At 38.4% G+C, this 17,814-nt stretch carries 9 protein-coding genes and 1 pseudogene; 9 read left to right on the forward strand and 1 reads right to left on the reverse strand.

What is annotated here, in order from left to right; all coding sequences use genetic code 11:
• Positions 1-792: 792 nt before the first annotated feature.
• A pseudogene (locus NSU02_RS06455) lies at positions 793-1,313 on the reverse strand (type II toxin-antitoxin system PemK/MazF family toxin).
• 409 nt (positions 1,314-1,722) lie between these two features.
• Between NSU02_RS06455 and NSU02_RS06460 the strand changes: the two are divergent.
• The 9 genes from NSU02_RS06460 to NSU02_RS06500 all read left to right on the forward strand — a co-directional run bounded on the left by NSU02_RS06460 (position 1,723) and on the right by NSU02_RS06500 (position 17,805).
• Positions 1,723-1,845 carry a hypothetical protein gene (locus NSU02_RS06460; protein WP_261308773.1) on the forward strand — a complete coding sequence of 41 codons (123 nt, stop codon included), beginning with the start codon at positions 1,723-1,725 and terminating at the stop codon, positions 1,843-1,845.
• 926 nt (positions 1,846-2,771) lie between these two features.
• The gene (locus NSU02_RS06465; protein WP_339194824.1) at positions 2,772-4,268 is read left to right on the forward strand and encodes a TIGR02677 family protein; all 1,497 of its coding nucleotides are present in this window, start codon (positions 2,772-2,774) and stop codon (positions 4,266-4,268) included.
• Between the two features lie 47 nt (positions 4,269-4,315).
• Positions 4,316-5,446: a TIGR02678 family protein gene (locus tag NSU02_RS06470; RefSeq protein ID WP_117017513.1), complete on the forward strand. Its 1,131-nt coding sequence runs from the start codon at positions 4,316-4,318 to the stop codon at positions 5,444-5,446.
• The gene (locus tag NSU02_RS06475) at positions 5,436-9,587 is read left to right on the forward strand and encodes a TIGR02680 family protein (protein ID WP_339194827.1); all 4,152 of its coding nucleotides are present in this window, start codon (positions 5,436-5,438) and stop codon (positions 9,585-9,587) included. The genes NSU02_RS06470 and NSU02_RS06475 overlap by 11 nt, the downstream gene beginning before the upstream one ends.
• A gap of 12 nt (positions 9,588-9,599) precedes the next feature.
• A complete protein-coding gene (locus NSU02_RS06480) occupies positions 9,600-10,892 on the forward strand; it encodes a TIGR02679 family protein (protein WP_339194830.1) in 1,293 nt (430 codons plus the stop codon).
• Positions 10,893-11,144: 252 nt separating this feature from the next.
• Positions 11,145-11,234: an ImmA/IrrE family metallo-endopeptidase gene (locus NSU02_RS06485; protein ID WP_339195707.1), complete on the forward strand. Its 90-nt coding sequence runs from the start codon at positions 11,145-11,147 to the stop codon at positions 11,232-11,234.
• Between the two features lie 449 nt (positions 11,235-11,683).
• The gene (gene hsdR / locus NSU02_RS06490; RefSeq protein ID WP_339194833.1) at positions 11,684-14,929 is read left to right on the forward strand and encodes a type I restriction-modification system endonuclease; all 3,246 of its coding nucleotides are present in this window, start codon (positions 11,684-11,686) and stop codon (positions 14,927-14,929) included.
• Positions 14,930-16,411 carry an N-6 DNA methylase gene (locus NSU02_RS06495; protein ID WP_339194835.1) on the forward strand — a complete coding sequence of 494 codons (1,482 nt, stop codon included), beginning with the start codon at positions 14,930-14,932 and terminating at the stop codon, positions 16,409-16,411. It abuts the gene before it with no gap.
• The gene (locus NSU02_RS06500; RefSeq protein WP_339194838.1) at positions 16,408-17,805 is read left to right on the forward strand and encodes a restriction endonuclease subunit S; all 1,398 of its coding nucleotides are present in this window, start codon (positions 16,408-16,410) and stop codon (positions 17,803-17,805) included. The genes NSU02_RS06495 and NSU02_RS06500 overlap by 4 nt, the downstream gene beginning before the upstream one ends.
• The last annotated feature ends 9 nt before the right edge of the window (positions 17,806-17,814 follow it).

The raw sequence follows: 17,814 nt of genomic DNA on the forward strand, positions 1-17,814 counted from the left end.
CTTCACACGTTGAGAAGCAGGAGATTCACTTGGAGGGGCTTTAGAAGATGTGTATTGACGGCTTCTATTCTTTAATCGTTTGAATAGAAATATTTGAAAAACTGATTATGAACAAAAACTGGAAGTGATGAATCAAATTTGAGAGTAAACGTTCGATGATTTCAAATTGTGCGGATGATATCGCTTACCTTAACATTAAAGAACACGGAAAAACGAATTGATGTTAGAAGTCTTTCTTGTATATAACAAAGAAATTTTAACTTATTGCCCTTTGTATTGTTCTTGTTCGTTGATCTGCTGGGCAAAAATACCTTTTTCTATTTATTAGGCAGCTGGCAGCAAAATCAACGGATGCTCTTTTCTACCCCTTGTAAGTGAACACGTACATTAATTATGTTGAATTACACAAGTCATTCAGCCGCTTTGATGCGGAATCATTCAACATCGCAGACCTTTATGTAGATTTTCTTCGAGAGAAATCTTCTCCAATAAATACATTAACCCCCAGCACCTAAGTACTGGGGCAAAAAACATGAATCCCCCGCTGACGGGGTGAAATGGCCTGCGACGCGGCAGGCAACTTATCATTAAGTTATGAGCTTTTTGCTGATATTATGCAAGGAGAGGAACCATTTAGGCTCCTCTCCGTTAGAAAACACAAACGAATCCACGTTTTTTCACGTGTGAAAAGGTCTGTGACGAGACAGACAACTTATTTTGTATTCTAAGTATAGAAAAATCTTGGGAAATGTCAATACATGATTAATACACTGTCAATACGTTGTAAGTACGTTACAGATTAAATACCCATTTTACACGGTTCATAATCTTATTTAAATCATCCTTGTTTATATTGCCGATATGTTGCTTTAGTCTTACTTTGTTGACTGTCGTTAATTCTTCCACCTTTACGGCGGAAGTCTGCGTTAAAAACGGATAGACTTCCTTTTTGAGAAAATAATGTGTCGCAAGTTTTGGCGATACCTTTGTTTTTCCTTTCCGGTCTGTTATAATTTTGGTTTTTAACTTTGTAGTCAAAGGAGCTATCTTAACATTAACGGATGTACGGTTAATTCTGTCATTAGAAAGGACAAGCATCGGTCGTTCTCCGTTTTGCTCTGTGCCGATATTTTCCCCGAGTTCACAAGTGAAAATGGCCCCTTGAACGATCAGTCGTTTCATTTGCGTTTGCTCATTCTCAATCCATTCATTAGCTAATGTGATCTTATTGGGATACCATTTGTCTAGTTTAGCTTTTTTGTCAGCTTTTTTTAAACTAATCATCGCTCCTGTTTTACTGCATCTGATTCCATCTTCTTCTCCCTTTCCCTTTGTTTTATACCGTCACACTCATGATTGTATCACGTCATGATCTTAAAGTTTGTTAAAGCTTCAATATTTTTTCCGCTATACATTCCCATTATTTTGTCGTTTGCAGGGTATGCCGAAACATCAATAGAATGATTATATAACAGTGTTATAACAGAATGTATCGGTGTTTTGACTAGTGATATAGACGAAGGACTAATATTGATTGAACCGAGAGACGTGTGTACCTAGTTAAGAATGAAGGAATCTGCTTTAAGAAAGTATGCTCTCATTCTCCAAGCAAGACGCGGGTGGGAGCGAGGCTATTTAGAAAAGACATTATATTCTTGAAGCGTTTTATGGAGATAAAACAGAGCAGCGATATGACGCCAGAAACAAGCGGCAGAAGCAGTAATGGCATGTGTTCGACAATCAAACGTAGCAGTTTGCGAAATGAAGACAAAACGGGAATTAGATCGTTATAACGATAATATACAAACGTTAAAAGTGATGGTGCCAAACAAAACGATCTGCTAAAGTACTCATGATGAGGTTAGATCAACAACAGAAATACATAAAGGAAAGGGATGAACTTCTCACGCGGTTTCTAAAGGAATCCATGGAGACACACAAAATGATCACTGTGGCCAAAGAGGAAGAGCAAAAGAAGAAAAAGTGTTTTGGTCTCTTCATCTCTTTTGTGATTGTTCATTTCGCATGCATCCTCTTTTCCCTCAAGTTCAGTATTCATGCGAGAATCAAAATTGTACATTTATTAAATTAGCATTCATATGCATCTTCGCTCTGTATGAGTAAAATGTTTGTTGGAGAAAGATAAGATCCTTCCGTTAGAAGCAGGAGTTTCTCTTAAATGGTAGGGGGAAAGGCAAAATAAATGCAAAAAGGACTCTCTTCCTGTATTGTGATAAGTGCACAAACCAAACACAAGGAGAAAAGAGAGGTGGGCAAACATTAAAAGAGATCGAAATGGAATTATTTTCGATGATTCAAGAAACCTTCGGGGAACTGCTTCAACAGGTGTTGAAGTACATCGATCATGAGTGCCCTTGGTAAACAAACGTCACTATGTGCATCAGACGAAATGAGCCGGTGTAGGAAGGGCTTGAAGGGTTTATGATGGAAGAATACAGCTATGACCCGATGATGGACTGGTTTTCTCAATGGAGATAGAACCGCGTGGATCACCGCTTGCCGGGAGTATTTCGGAAAACGGCAGGAACACCGATTTACAAGCATTAAAAGTGTTGAAAGGATTTAAAAAAACAAAAGAGGCACATACAAACAGGATGAGATGGTTGGCGAACGCTTACAAAACAGATCGTAAAAACGAAATATACCCAAAAAATCAAAACAGCAAAAAAATCCCCATCAAAATCTTGTCTCAATCTCTCTGCAAATCTATTACAATAGAAATAAAAACATAATTTATAAGGTGATGCATAATGGATTCTTCATGGCTGAAGCCGATTTCGGAAGCAAAGTATTTGGCAACGGACAATGCTTATCGCTATCGGGCGATTTTACGATATTTTTATATGCAGCATGAACGAATGCGGCAATATTTGTTTCCTGAAGAAGTATTTGCATTTTTAAAAGAACATAAGGAGTTTCAGAACTATACTGAAGACGATCTCCAGCAGGATTTAGATCAGCTTGTCAAATGGAAAAACTTAATTGCTCGGCAAGAGACGGTGAATATTCGCACAATCGAAGAATTTAAAAAGAAACGGTTTCGTTATCAATGCAGTCCTTACACGGTTGAAATTGAGAGGATGATCCGCACGTTAGAGAAGCTAGGGGATTCATTCGGAGGATCTTTAGAAAAAACGCGTTTTGACCGTTTATACTCTTCACTCGTTCGGATAGAAAATATTATACAAAACGATTTTCAAGAAAAACGAGAAGAGATTAATCAAAATTGGGAAGAAACATTCGATTATTTCAAAAAAATCATTCAAAATTCTGCAGATTACATCGCTTACCTTAACAGTGAGAACACGGAAGAACGAATGATGTCGGAAGCCTTTCTTGTATATAAAGAAAAATTTACGACATATTTACGCGATTTCATCGTTGCCTTACAGAAAACATCGTTAAAAATTGAAAAGTTGTTGGAAGATATCGCAGAAGATGATGTTCACAAACTAGTCGCAATTGTTGCTGATTATCAAATGACGATTCCTCGATTAGAAGAAATGGAAGTGACGAAAGAACAACTTGAAGAAGATTTATTCGAAAAGTGGAGAGGTCTAAAAGAATGGTTTTTAGGCAGAGAAGGACGTGAAAGTGAATTGTATTTTCTTCAGCACCAAACGAATGAAGCCATTCGCCGCATGACCCGGGTCGTGCAAAGGCTGGGGGAACGTCATCACAATTTCCGCAGCCGCAAGAAAGATTTTCTCCATTTAGCAAAGTGGTTTTCCGAGCTTCCGAGTTTAGTAGATGCCCACCGACTATCCTCTGTTGTTTTCGGCTGTTTCCATACAAAGCATCTCATAACAGAGAACGATGCAACAGAAAACTTTTATCGCGATATTTGGGAAGAAGAGCCGACAGAATGGACGGTAAAGCCTCGCGTTCGCCATTACCGTGAAAAGAAAAAGCCGGAAGCGATCGAAACACATGAAAAAGAGAAACAGGAGATGAAGGTGAAATTTTTGCTGGAGAAAAAACGTGAGAAAGAAGAGTTAGAGAACCTCATTCAAGACAATAAAATCGTATTACGAGAGTTGCCGGTGATCGAACCGCACATTCGAAAAACATTGTTAAGCTGGATAGCAAAATCAATGACAAAACAAGACGGAGTCGTAAAAACGGAAAACGGGTGGAAAGTGAAAATCTTGCAAAAGGACTCTTCCTCGATTCAATTGAAAGCCTCTGACGGTACACTTACGATGCCGAATTATGAACTTTATGTCCTCGAAAAGGGAGAGATGTAACATTGGAAAAGACGGAGCAAGGGTTTGATGAAAAAGCGAAAGAAGCCATGACAGCCCTGTTTGAAAACTTCTGGATTGTCCGGGAAGAGGAACCAGAGCTTTATCAAAAGATTAGAGAACGTGAAAAAGTATTGAAACGTTACTTGCAAGAAAAGTTTGGATATCGGCTAATCATTCACCGCTATTTTGCAAAGCTCGAGAAAATCCCGGCTGAGCCAGAATCGTGGATGGGTATTCAAGATTTTCAAGATATATTAGATTATGCCCTGTTTTGCTGCTTATTAGCATATTTAGAGAGCAAAGCCGTCGATGAGAAATTTCTTCTGTCCGATTTATGTGAAGAGATTCAAGCGATGTATCCCGGGGAACTGCCAATCGATTGGACGAATTATCAACATCGGAAGTCGCTCATTCGGGTGCTGAGGACGTCGGAGCAAATTGGTATCGTAAAACGCGTCGATGGGGATCTTGAAGGGTTTGCAAATAAAGAAGACCATGAAGCACTCTATGAAGTTCCCGTTGTATCCCGCTATTTTATGAGATCATATCCGAAAGACTTGTTTCAATATGAAACGATAGAGGAGATTTTAGAAGAAGAATGGAAAGCGTCCCCGCAAGACTATCGCCGCCATCGGATATATCGGCAACTATTTTTATCGCCAGCCATTTATCGAAGACAAAAAGACGATCCTGACTTTTATTATTTAAGAAACTTTCGCCATCGCTTGCGGGAAGATATTGAAAAACATACTGATTATCACTATGAACTTTTTAAAAATGCGGCACTTTTAACTTTACCGGAACGTCAAAGCCGCTATACGCTGTTTCCAGATCAAAAAGGTACTTCGGAGATTATTCTTCATTTTTCCAAAATTATTCGCCAGCATCTTGATGTTCACATGCCTGATGAATATGGACAAATCCGCTTAACACCAAATGATTTTTTAGGTCTGTTAAAAAAATGCCGTGACGAATTTTCCGAAGGATGGAGTAAAACATACCGCGACATGACAATCTCTCAGCTTTCTGATGAAGTATTGAGTGCATTAAAGGAGTGGAAAATGGCAGAACGTGAAGCGGAGACTGGGATGATTATTCTCTACCCCCTTTTAGGTCGATTAGTCGGAACATATCCTGATGATTTTCTAATGAAAGGAACGAATGAAGATGACGAGTAAATGGGAGTTATATCGAGCGGGAGTGTTAAATTTTTGGTATTATGATGAAGAATTTTTTCATTTCGCAGACGGAAAACTTCTATTGCGTGGAAGCAACGGCTCCGGCAAATCGGTGACGATGCAAAGTTTTCTTCCGGTTCTGCTTGATGGAAAAAAGAGTCCTGATCGCCTCGATCCGTTCGGTTCCCGAGCTAGAAGAATGGAAGATTACTTGCTTGGGGAAAAAGAACTCGTCGACAGGGACGAACGAACAGGCTATTTATTTTTAGAATATAAGCGAAAAAACTCTGAACAATATATCACAACGGGTATCGGCTTACGGGCAAAACGGCAGAAAAATATGGATTTTTGGGGATTTGTCGTTTTTGACAATCGGCGCATCGGCAAAGACTTGCGTTTATATAAAGAAGAAAAGACAGACGGGAAGACGCAAAAAATTCCTTTAACGAAACGGGAGTTGATCACTGTTATTGGTGAAGGCGGTACGGTTGTTGATTCGCAACGTGAATATATGGAGTTAGTGAATAAACATATTTTTCGATTTGAGTCGCTTGATGCGTTCCACGAATTGATTGAATTACTCATTCAATTACGCAGTCCGAAGCTTTCAAAAGATTTTAAGCCAACTGTGATCTACGAAATATTAGAAAGCTCGCTGCCAGCACTTACAGATGAAGAGCTGCGACACTTGTCAGAAACGATAGAAAATATGGATCAAGCAAAACAACAATTAGAACAGCTTGAAAAAGACGAGAAGGCTCTAAAGCATCTTTGCCAGCATTATTCGACTTACAATGAGTATATGTTGGCTGAGAAAGCGAATGAATATGTAAAATCGGAAAAAAGCTTTAAAAAGTTAGCTGAAGAAAAGAAACAGTTTGTCGCACAACATCGTGAATATGAGGAAACACTTGCGACATTGAAAGAAGAGACTCAACAATTATCGATTGAACAAGAAGTGCTGCGTAAACGGGAACTTGATTTATCCAATCATGAAGTGTTTCAGGCAGAAGAAAAGCGTAATGAAACAGCGGAAAAACTGCAGAATGTAAACAAAGAGCTCAAAAAGAAAGAAAGATTTATAGATGAAAAACGAGAGCAAGAACGGAAAATTGAACAAAACTTAAACATGTATGAAGAACGTTTCGAACAGTTATTGAAAAAGCTAACAGAACAGTTAGAAATGATGCGGAACGATGCGTTAGAAAGCTCTTTTTCCGAGCATACAATCAACGAAGAAGATTTTCAGCGGAACCGAGAATATGAATTTGATTTTACCGTATGGAAGCGGGAAGCTAATGCACATTTTGATCGACTGGAGCAAATTAACGGACTTTGGAAAGAACATGATGAAATTCAATTACGTTATGAAGAAACGTATAAAGAGCTCGGCGAATTAAATAGGGAATTAGACCAACTAAAAAATGAAGAGAAAAAATGGTATGAACTGGTTGAAGACGAAAAATCCCGTTTGCAGGAAAGCGTGTTTGAATGGAGCAAAATGTATCCGGATATAAAGGTGGATGACGAAGCATTTCAAGTATTTTTACAAAGGTTGAATGAGCTATATGAGCGCTATCATTTCGAAGAGGTGAAACAACCGTTTACGAATCAATATTATCAATCTTTAGAATCGTGGAAAGCGGAAAAAATTAAAAAACAACATGAAATGAAATTGATAGAAAATGAAATTCGTGAAACGGAAGAAAAATTACGTTATTGGAAGGAACAAAAAGATCCTGAACCAGAACGAGACATGCAAACGGTGCAAACAAGGGCGTCGCTAAAAGAAAAAGGAATACCTTTTGTTCCGTTATATGCGGCGGTGGAGTTTCAAGAGCACGTGTCCGAAGAGTTGCGGGAACGGATCGAATCTACATTAAATCATGCTGGATTGCTCGACGCTTTAATTGTGGAAGCGGATTTAGATATCCAATATGATCGAGTAATCATGCCAAACCCGGCAATGATGGCACACACGCTAGAGGATTATTTAAAACCTGATGTAGAGAATGACTCAGGTGTTACTAAGGAACGAATCGAAGCGGTATTGCGCAGTATAATCGTATCGGACGAACAGCAAGGTAACGAATATTTTGTCATTAACGAAGCCGGACAATATTCACTAGGACTTTTAAAAGGACATGCCCCTGAAAGGGAAAAGGCAAAGTATATTGGAAGAGCCGCACGGAAACGGCTGCGTCTTGAGAAAATTCAGCAATTTGAGGAAGAATTACAGCTTTTAAACACTCAACTAAGAGAAAAACGAGAGCAGCTCGCGGCAGTGGATGAACGAATTCGCCATATTACGGAAGGGTTTCAATCGTTTCCAACTGACCAAAATGTCAAATATGCCTATGACCAGTGGAAGGAAACGAAACTCAAAGTAGAGAGCAAAGAAAAAGAAACAGAAAAGAAAAATGAAAAATTAGGTCAAATTGCTCGAAAATGGCAGCAAGTGAAAAATACTTTGCGCAACAAGACAGAAGGACTGGACCTTAAGTTTTCGAAAAAAGGGTACGAAGATGCTTTGTCTTATATGAAATCATATTTAAAAGAGTTAAATGATGTACAAATTACGCATGGAAACATCGTGCATACCGATGAAATGATCAAAAACCTAAATGATCAGCTTGAAGCATTACAAAACGAAATAGACGAAGCGAAAGGCGAAATCAATGTTCTTCTCGATCAACAACAGCGAGTATCACTTGAACTTGAGCATATCGAATTGATGTTAACGAAAATGGGAGCGGAACATATTCGTCAAGAGATTCAACAGATTCGAGAACGACTAACGTTTTTAAAAACGGAAATTCCTGAGAAAATTAAGAAACAAGCAGACATCGGGAATCAACTTTCAAACATGAAAAGCAAAATAAACGGTTTAGAGAGAAAACTGGAATTTGCAAAGGTTCTTGTCCAAGCATGGGAAGAGCTATTTGCCAAAGAATTGGAACGAGGGCTAGTGTTTGTTGACGAAAATGAAACAGGCTCGCTTTTGGACAAAGCAATAGACATTTCCAAGAAATATGGTTCTGTATTAAAAGAGAATACACGACTTTCTGTCACCGAACGATTAAACCGAATATTTTTCCAAGAACAACCGAATTTAATCGAATATCGTCCGGCACAGGAACCTGCCGATTGGAACAAACAAAATCCGTTCGTCGAGCTTTCATTAGATGAGGAATCGGAGCTAAAAGCGAACGATTTGAAGGAAAAAGCAGGACGTATCATCATTTTACTAGACTACAAAGGACAACGCGTTACACCATATTATGTATTAAAAGAGATTGAAAAAGATATATTGCTGCAAAAAGAATATATTAACGAACAGGACCGCGAATTGTATGAAGATATTATTTTGAAAACGATCGGGCGAATATTGCGAAGCCGCATACAGCGTGCCGAACGCTGGGTTAAAGATATGAACGCATTAATGGAAAAACGTGATACTTCTTCAGGTCTGACGTTTTCAATTCAATGGAAGCCGAAGACCGCGGAAACCGAAGAAGAAATGGACACGAAAGATTTAGTCGAATTGTTGCGAATGAATTCGCGGCTGCTAAAGGAAGAAGATTTGCAGCGGGTTACGATGCATTTCCGCTCAAAAATCAACCGAGCGAGAGAAATGCTTGAAGAAAGTGGGCAGGGCAATACGCTTCACCAAGTCATTAAAGAAGTGCTCGATTACCGAAAGTGGTTCTCGTTTACGCTTTATTACCAAAAAACAAATGAACCAAAGCGGGAATTAACGAACCAAAAGTTTTATAAATTTAGCGGCGGAGAAAAGGCGATGGCGATGTATATTCCTCTTTTTGCCGCGGCATATTCACGATATCAAGAGGCTGCAGAGGATGCTCCATATATTATTTCGTTAGATGAAGCGTTTGCCGGCGTTGATGAAAATAACATTCGTGATATGTTTGCTTTAGTCGAAGAGCTTGGTTTTAACTATATCATGAACTCTCAGGCGCTTTGGGGAGACTACGACACGGTACCATCGCTTTCTATTTGCGAGCTAGTTCGCCCGAAAAATGCTCCGTTCGTAACGGTTATACGTTATCATTGGGATGGAAAGGTGAAACGACTTGCGACAAATCCGGACGAAGAATTTACTTTTACATCATCCATATAGGAAGGATGGTTCATGTTGGAACAAAAAGTAGCGGATGCTGTTGAGTTTTTTCGCGGTGAACCTGGCTTTCACCGCCTTTTTTTGCTGATGAAAAAGAAATATCAATCACTCGGGAGAATCGGCGGAACGGTCAAATTAGACGGTTTTTCCTTTGAAGAAAAAGAAGCGCTCGGGGCGTTTTTTGGGAAGGATTTTCATCAAGAATCTACTCCTTCGGTTTCATTAAAAATGTTTGCCGAACAATTAGAGAAAACGCGCTTTGCCGGTATACCGCTCGTTACGTTACTTGAGAATTATTTTGGTGAAGACATTACAACCAATCAAGAGAAGAGGGAAACAGATCGGAAGAAAAAAGAAGAATTTTTTCAAAACCTTATTCATCAATATCCCGAACAAGCAAGGCTTCTGTCTTTTATAGCTGAATCAGCTCCCCAAAACCGCTTTATTCATATCGCCTATTCGCAAGATCGGGAACATTTGGAGACTGTTTTAAAGAATGTGTGCACTGCGCTTCAACATTTGCCGAAAAAAGGTGATTATGAACGTCTTTCAATTTTTTCACAAAAAGTGCTAAAAGATCCGCACGCATTTGACTTACATACGTTTCAAGGAAAAGTATTTCTTCATGCACTTCAATTTTACTCTGATCAAGACTATGACTTATCATCAGTCGAGGAAGTCAATGAGCTCCTGCAATCATTTGGCATTTTACGGGAAGATATTTTAAACTTTGTGACATGTGCGGGAATTTTGACAGAAACGGAACAGGGAATTCATTCTGTGTTTGCTTCTGCTGTAAAAACCAATACAGTACTCAATGTGCCATTGCGGGAAATATTGAAGTTAAAGCGTGCATATCCTGCTAAGGGGCAGACCGTATTTGTCGTTGAGAACTCAGGCGTATTTTCCGCTTTGTTGGATTTATTTCCTGACGCTTTTCCGCCGCTGATTTGCACAAATGGGCAATTTAAACTAGCGTCACTAATGTTAATAGACTTAATCATCCAAGAAGGTTGTCAAATATATTATTCTGGAGATTTTGATCCTGAAGGACTAAAAATGGCGCAGCGATTAAAGGAGCGGAATCAGGAGCATATTCATTTATGGCATTTCCAATTAGAAGATTACTTAGCGTCATCTCCAGAGGTTTTGCTGTCGGATGACCGAGTAGCGAAACTAGAAACTGTTACGATCGAAGAATTGCAGCCGATCAAAGAGAAAATGCGGGAAATAAAAAAAGCTGGGTATCAAGAAGAAATCCTGAAGAAGCTTTATGAAGGTATTTGTCGCCACATGTGGGATTAGGCTGGAAACATGATTTGCGAGTCTGTTCCCATTCGATTTGCTAACAATGCGCGAATGGGGACAGGTGGTTACATAGTAAAGAAAATACTCGTTTGGATAGACGTGCTTACTTTTCGAGTTTATATGATCATATTTCATTATTTGAGGTTTTAAGCTTTTTGTTGGTTTTAAATTAACTCGAATGTCTATTTCTTTTTCTATATGATGAGCTTGCTCATTTTGGTGCAAGTGGTCAATAATTCCTATGTTGAAATGGAAAGACAAGCGAATTATTTTGCAGCTGCTCTAATATTGCCGAGGAAGCTCTTCCTATACTCATATAAAGCTAGAGGAGTTTATTAATGAAAGAAATTTTGGATGGTTTCTATAAATGCGATGATTGTAAGAAGTTATCATATATGTTTAATAAGTTACAATTCAATACCAATGCCAGCAAAAGCAAATGTACCAAAGGAAATAAAAACACTCAGTTGAAATTAAGTTGGACCGCCAAACTCTAATGGAGAAAAGATTTGAATGTACCAAAACAAGATTAACCTAGATTTAGAAATTTTGCATCAACTCTTTCAAGGAAATTCAAAAAATTTGCGGTTAAAATAAACCAATTTTTACAAGCTCAAGCATCTGAAAGGATCGGATTTGAAATTGGCTAGTATTTTTAGACCCATTCATTTTTACACAATTATACGGACTTAACTCTATTAAATAGATGTATGACTGGAAATGATATATATTGTAAAATTTATGATAAAATAGCACTATATACATGTTCTTATGGGTGAGGTGTGTATATGTCGCAAAATTTTCGCTTTTTAGAAGAAAAATGGGAAGTTCTCGCCCGTGTTGGGGAAACGGCAGAACGAAATGTCTATCAAAATCCAAATGTGGCGATAAGTGAGCTTAGAAAATTTGCTGAAACTATAACAAAATATATTTTAGCGTTAGAAGAAATAAAGGAAGAACGCAGAACTGATCAACAGGAGCGTCTGAGAATTCTTTTTTATGAGCAAATTCTGCCGAAGGAAATATATGACTTATTTACGGTCATTCGTTTGAAAGGGAATCAAGCGGTACATAATCCGAGCTATGGTGAAGTAAATGAAGCAAAAGCTTTATTGCATATGGCGTTTCGAATTGCGGTTTGGTTTATGGAAGTGTATGGCGATTGGTCATTTCAAGCTCCAGAATATATCGAACCGACACCGCAAACATCTATATCAGAAGATGAATTGAACCATGTAGTTAAGTCATACGAAGAAAAGCTTGCTCAGTTGGAAACAGAGCTTGAGAAGATCCGAAAGGAACAGCTATATATTAGCAATGAAGAGAAACAAAAACGACGTGAGTACTCACAACGGGCAGTCGCCAACTTTGAATTGACGGAAGCAGAAACCCGCATTCTTATTGATCAGCAATTACGAGATGCTGGCTGGGAGGCTGATTCAGAAAAGCTGCGTTTCTCAAAAGGAGTTCGTCCGGAAAAAGGAAAAAACATGGCGATTGCGGAGTGGCCTTTAAAACATGGTTACGCTGATTATGCTTTATTTATTGGCCCCGAGCTAGTAGGGATCATTGAAGCGAAACGTGCTAGTAAAGATATTCCATCTGACATTGAGCAAGCAAAAGAATATGCAAAACTTATTGTTCGGCATGGTCATGAAGTGATCCATGAACCATGGGGAGATTACTATGTTCCATTTTTGTTCGCAACCAATGGCCGCCCCTTTTTAAAACAGCTAGAACAAAAGTCAGGCATTTGGTTTTTAGATGCGCGGAAATCAACGAATCACCCGCGCCCACTTCAAGGATGGTACACTCCTCAAGGACTGAAAAATCTATTAGAAAAAGATACGGAACGTTCGGAGCAATTTTTGCGTGATGAAAAATTTGATTATCTTAAATTACGAGACTATCAAGTCAAAGCTATTCAAGCGGTCGAAAAAGCATTGGAAGAGAAAAAACGCAGCATTTTAATCGCCATGGCAACCGGAACAGGGAAAACAAGAATGGCGATTGGTCTCATTTATCGATTGATCAAAGCAAAGCGTTTTAATCGTATATTATTCCTTGTCGACCGAAAAGCTCTTGGAGAACAAGCGGAAAGCGCATTTAAAGAAAGTAAGCTGGAAAATTTCCATACGTTCACTGAAATTTATAGCTTACAATCGTTATACGATCAAAAACCAGATGATGAAACAAAAGTACATATCGCTACCGTACAAGGAATGTTAAAACGCATTTTCTACAACGAGAAAACAGAAGACATTCCATCGATTGATCAATATGATTGCATTATTGTCGATGAAGCCCATCGAGGCTATACACTAGATAAAGAGATGAATGACATAGAAATTGAAATAAGAGATCACAATGATTATGTAAGCAAATATCGAAAAGTACTTGATTACTTTGATGCCGTTCGCATCGGTTTAACAGCAACTCCTGCGCTGCATACTACAGAAATTTTTGGACCGCCGGTTTTCACTTATTCTTATCGAGAAGCAGTCGTCGATGGATATTTAGTCGACCATGAACCACCGTATCAATTTGAAACGGTATTAAAAAAGGAAGGAATCACTTGGGCCAAAGGTGAAAAGGTCGACGTATATGATACGGTTTCCGGCACAATTTCACAAGAATACCTTGAAGATGAAGTGAATATTGAGGTTGCACATTTTAATACAAAAGTTATCACAGAAAGCTTTAATCGTGTTATTATACGAGAGTTGACGAATTATATTTCTCCTGACGATGAAGGCAAAACATTGATATTTGCAGCGACAGATGATCACGCAGACTTAGTCGTACGTCTTTTAAAAGAAGAATTTGAAAAAGTATACGGTGAAGTCGAAGACAATGCGATTATGAAAATTACAGGCTCCATTAAAGACCCATCAGGTGCGATTCGACGCTTTAAAAATGAAAAATATCCAACTATTGTTGTGACGGTGGATTTGCTAACGACAGGTGTCGATGTTCCAGCAATTACAAATCTCGTCTTCTTGCGCCGCGTTCGCTCTCGGATTCTTTATGAGCAAATGCTAGGCCGAGCAACGAGAAGATGTGAAGAAATCCGAAAAGATCACTTTAATATTTTCGATGCGGTTGGAATCTATGAGTCTTTAAAACCATATACAAGCATGAAGCCTGTTGTCACTCGACCAAATATTTCACTGACTCAATTAGTAGAAGAATTAGAAGGTTTAGAAAAAGAAGAACACCTTCAGCATCAACAAGAACAAATTATAGCCAAAATCCAACGAAAAAAACGCCAATGGTCAGAGAAGCAGCACCAAGACTTTAAAGTATTATCTGGTGGAAAAACAGTTGATGAATTTATAGATTGGGTAAAAAACTTGAATCCTGCTGAATTAACTGGACAGTTAAAAGAGTATAAATCGATGTTCCGTTATATGGATGAAAATCGCTATCGGGAAAATAAACAATATATTTCCACGCATGAAGATGAACTTATTGGAGTTAAACGCGGATATGGAAATGCGGAAAAACCGGATGATTATTTACAATCATTTGGAGAGTTTATCCGAAACAATATGAACAAAATCCCTGCGCTAATGATTGTATGTCAACGTCCAACTGAATTAACGAGAGAAGAGTTAAAGAAATTGTTGCTTGAATTGGACCAAAAAGGTTTTTCCGAGAAAAAATTACAAGCAGCTTGGCGCGAGGCGAAAAATGAAGACATCGCAGCGGACATCATCGCCTTCATCCGCCAGCAAGCGTTAGGCGATCCGCTTATTAGTCATGAAGAACGAATTAAACACGCCATGAAGAAAATTTACCAAATGAAAGCATGGCCGCCTGTTCAAAAGAAATGGCTGGAACGTATTGAAAAGCAATTACTGCAAGAATCTGTTCTTCATCCGGACCCTGAAAAGGCTTTTGAATATGAACCTTTTAAGAGCCGTGGAGGCTTTAAACAATTAAATCAAATTTTCGATGGACAATTAGCACAAATTGTTCGCGAAATTAATTATAATTTGTATAACTATCACCAAAAGAAGGAGCAAGCGTAGATGAACAACAGAGAAATCGTCCAAAAACTATGGAATTTATGTAACGTTCTTCGTGATGACGGCATTACGTATCACCAATATGTGACAGAGCTAACATATTTGCTGTTCTTAAAAATGATGAAAGAAACCGGTCAAGAATATATGATTCCTGAAAAATATCGTTGGGATTCGTTAGTAGAAAAAGACGGGATCGCACTTAAAGAGCATTATCAACAGCTGTTGCTTGATTTAGGAAAAGAGGAAAATGAATTATTAAAACAAATTTATACAGATGCGACATCTAATATTAGAGAACCAAAGAACCTAGAAAAAATTATTCAATCGACCAATAACTTAGATTGGTACAATGCGAAGCAAGAAGGATTAGGGGATTTATACGAAGGGCTGTTAGAAAAAAACGCGAGCGAAGTGAAATCGGGAGCGGGGCAATATTTTACGCCTCGCGTCCTTATTGATGTTATTGTCGAACTTGTCAATCCTCAGCCGGGCGAACGCTGCCATGACCCTGCTGCGGGAACATTCGGCTTTATGATCGCGGCAGATCGCCATGTTCGTAAACAAACCGATGATTATTTTGACTTATCTCAAGAAGAAATCGAATTTCAAAAATACAAGGCATTCTCAGGAGTAGAGCTTGTCAGAGACACGCATCGTCTAGCGGTCATGAATGCGTTGCTTCATGATATTCATGGCGAAATCTTGTTAGGTGACACCTTATCATCACTAGGAGAAAGTTTGAAAAATTTTGATGTGATTTTAACGAATCCGCCTTTTGGAACAAAAAAAGGCGGCGAGCGGGCAACACGAACTGACTTCACCTTTACAACATCGAACAAACAGTTGAATTTCTTGCAGCATATTTACCGCGCTCTCAAGGCAAACGGCAAAGCTCGTGCAGCGGTTGTCCTTCCAGATAACGTCTTGTTTGAAGGCGGGGTAGGAGCCGACATTCGCCGCGACTTAATGGATAAGTGTAATTTACATACAATTTTACGCTTGCCAACTGGCATTTTCTATGCCCAAGGAGTGAAAACGAACGTTTTATTCTTCACCCGCGGGACATCAGATGTCGGCAACACAAAAGAAGTATGGGTGTACGATTTACGAACAAACATGCCTTCCTTCGGCAAACGGAATCCGCTAACGAAAGAACATTTTGAAGGATTTATCAAGGCTTACACGGCAGAAGATCGCAGCCAAGTCAAAGACGAGCGCTGGAATGTGTTCACACGTGAAGAAATTGCGAAAAAAGGCGACAGCTTGGATATTGGTCTAATTGCTGATGAATCCTTGTCCGTCTACGAAAACCTGCCAGACCCAATCGAATCTGCAGAAGAAGCGGTGGAAAAATTAGAACTAGCGATTTCGTTACTAAACGAAGTCATTGCCGAGTTAAAAGCTGTCGAACAACCGAACACCTACCAAACAGATTCTAAAGAAATGCTAAAAGTCGCAGAAACATCTGAGGTGCTTGAAAAATGAGCAAAAAGAAACAAAAATCGATGGAAGAACTACTAGAAGAAGCATTAGTGCCGGAAGAAGAACAGCCTTATAAAGTGCCGGAGAATTGGGTGTGGACAAGATTAGGTAAATTAATTGAATTAGTTTATGGAAAATCTCTTCCAGAGAAAAAAAGAAGTGGAAATGGTTTTCCTGTTTATGGTTCTAACGGAGTGGTTGGTTATCATTCTGAGTTTCTCATAGAAGGACCTGTAATTATTGTTGGTCGAAAAGGCTCATATGGTGAAGTAAATTGGTATAATGAATCAGGATGGGCTATTGACACTACTTATTATGTACTTGCAAAACAAAAAATAAATTATAAATATGTGTATTATTTACTTAAAACTTTAAACCTAAAAAAACTTAATAGATCCACGGCAATTCCCGGATTAAACCGAGAAGATGCATATACTCAAAAAGTAGTGCTCCCACCTTTCAAAGAACAAAAACGCATTGTTGAGAAGATTGAACAGCTTTTTGCTAAAATTGATGAAGCGAAGCGGTTGATTGAGGAAGTGAAAGGGTCGTTTGAACTTCGCTGGGAAAGCATTTTAGACAAGGCATTTCGAGGAGAGTTAACTAAAAAATGGCGGTCTAAGAGCTCAATCATTAAAAGTGCTGATGATATTTTTAAAGAAATTCAAAATGTCTATAAAAAAAAGAACAAAAGAGATGAATACGAAATTAATCCACCTTTTCCAATCCCTCAAAATTGGAGATGGGTTAGATTAGGTGATATTGTCGATATTAACCCAGCTAGGAAGAAATTAGAGGATATTGAAGATATTCAAAGTTGCTCATTTATTCCTATGCCTTCTGTAAATGATAAAACAGGTGAAATAGAAAATCCAGAGATTAGGAAGTATGCTGAAGTCAAGAAAGGTTATACATTTTTCCTTGAGAATGACATTCTTTTTGCCAAAATAACTCCATGTATGGAAAATGGAAAAACTGCCATTGCTCATAATTTAATAAATGGTTTTGGATTTGGATCAACTGAGTTTCACGTGATTAGAACAAACCCTTATATTAACACTAAGTTAATATATTACTTACTCCGATCTAAAAAATTTAGGATGGAAGCTAAAAAGGAAATGACAGGAGCAGTAGGACAACAACGTGTACCTAAATCATTTTTAGAGAATTATTTATTTCCATTGCCACCAAAAGCAGAACAAGACAAAATTGTTGAGTTATTAGATCATTTACATGTTAAAGAAGTCGAAATTAGTAAAATAGAGGCATTAGAAGGAGAAATAGATTCACTACGTCAATCTATCCTTAACAAAGCCTTCCGCGGCGAGCTTGGTACGAACGATCTAACCGACAAACATGCGATTGAGTTGTTAAAGGAAGTGTTAAAATCTAAATAAAATATTTAT

This window comes from Aeribacillus sp. FSL W8-0870 (genome assembly GCF_037963755.1).
In the GTDB taxonomy this organism is placed as follows: Bacteria; Bacillota; Bacilli; order Bacillales; family Aeribacillaceae; genus Aeribacillus; species Aeribacillus composti.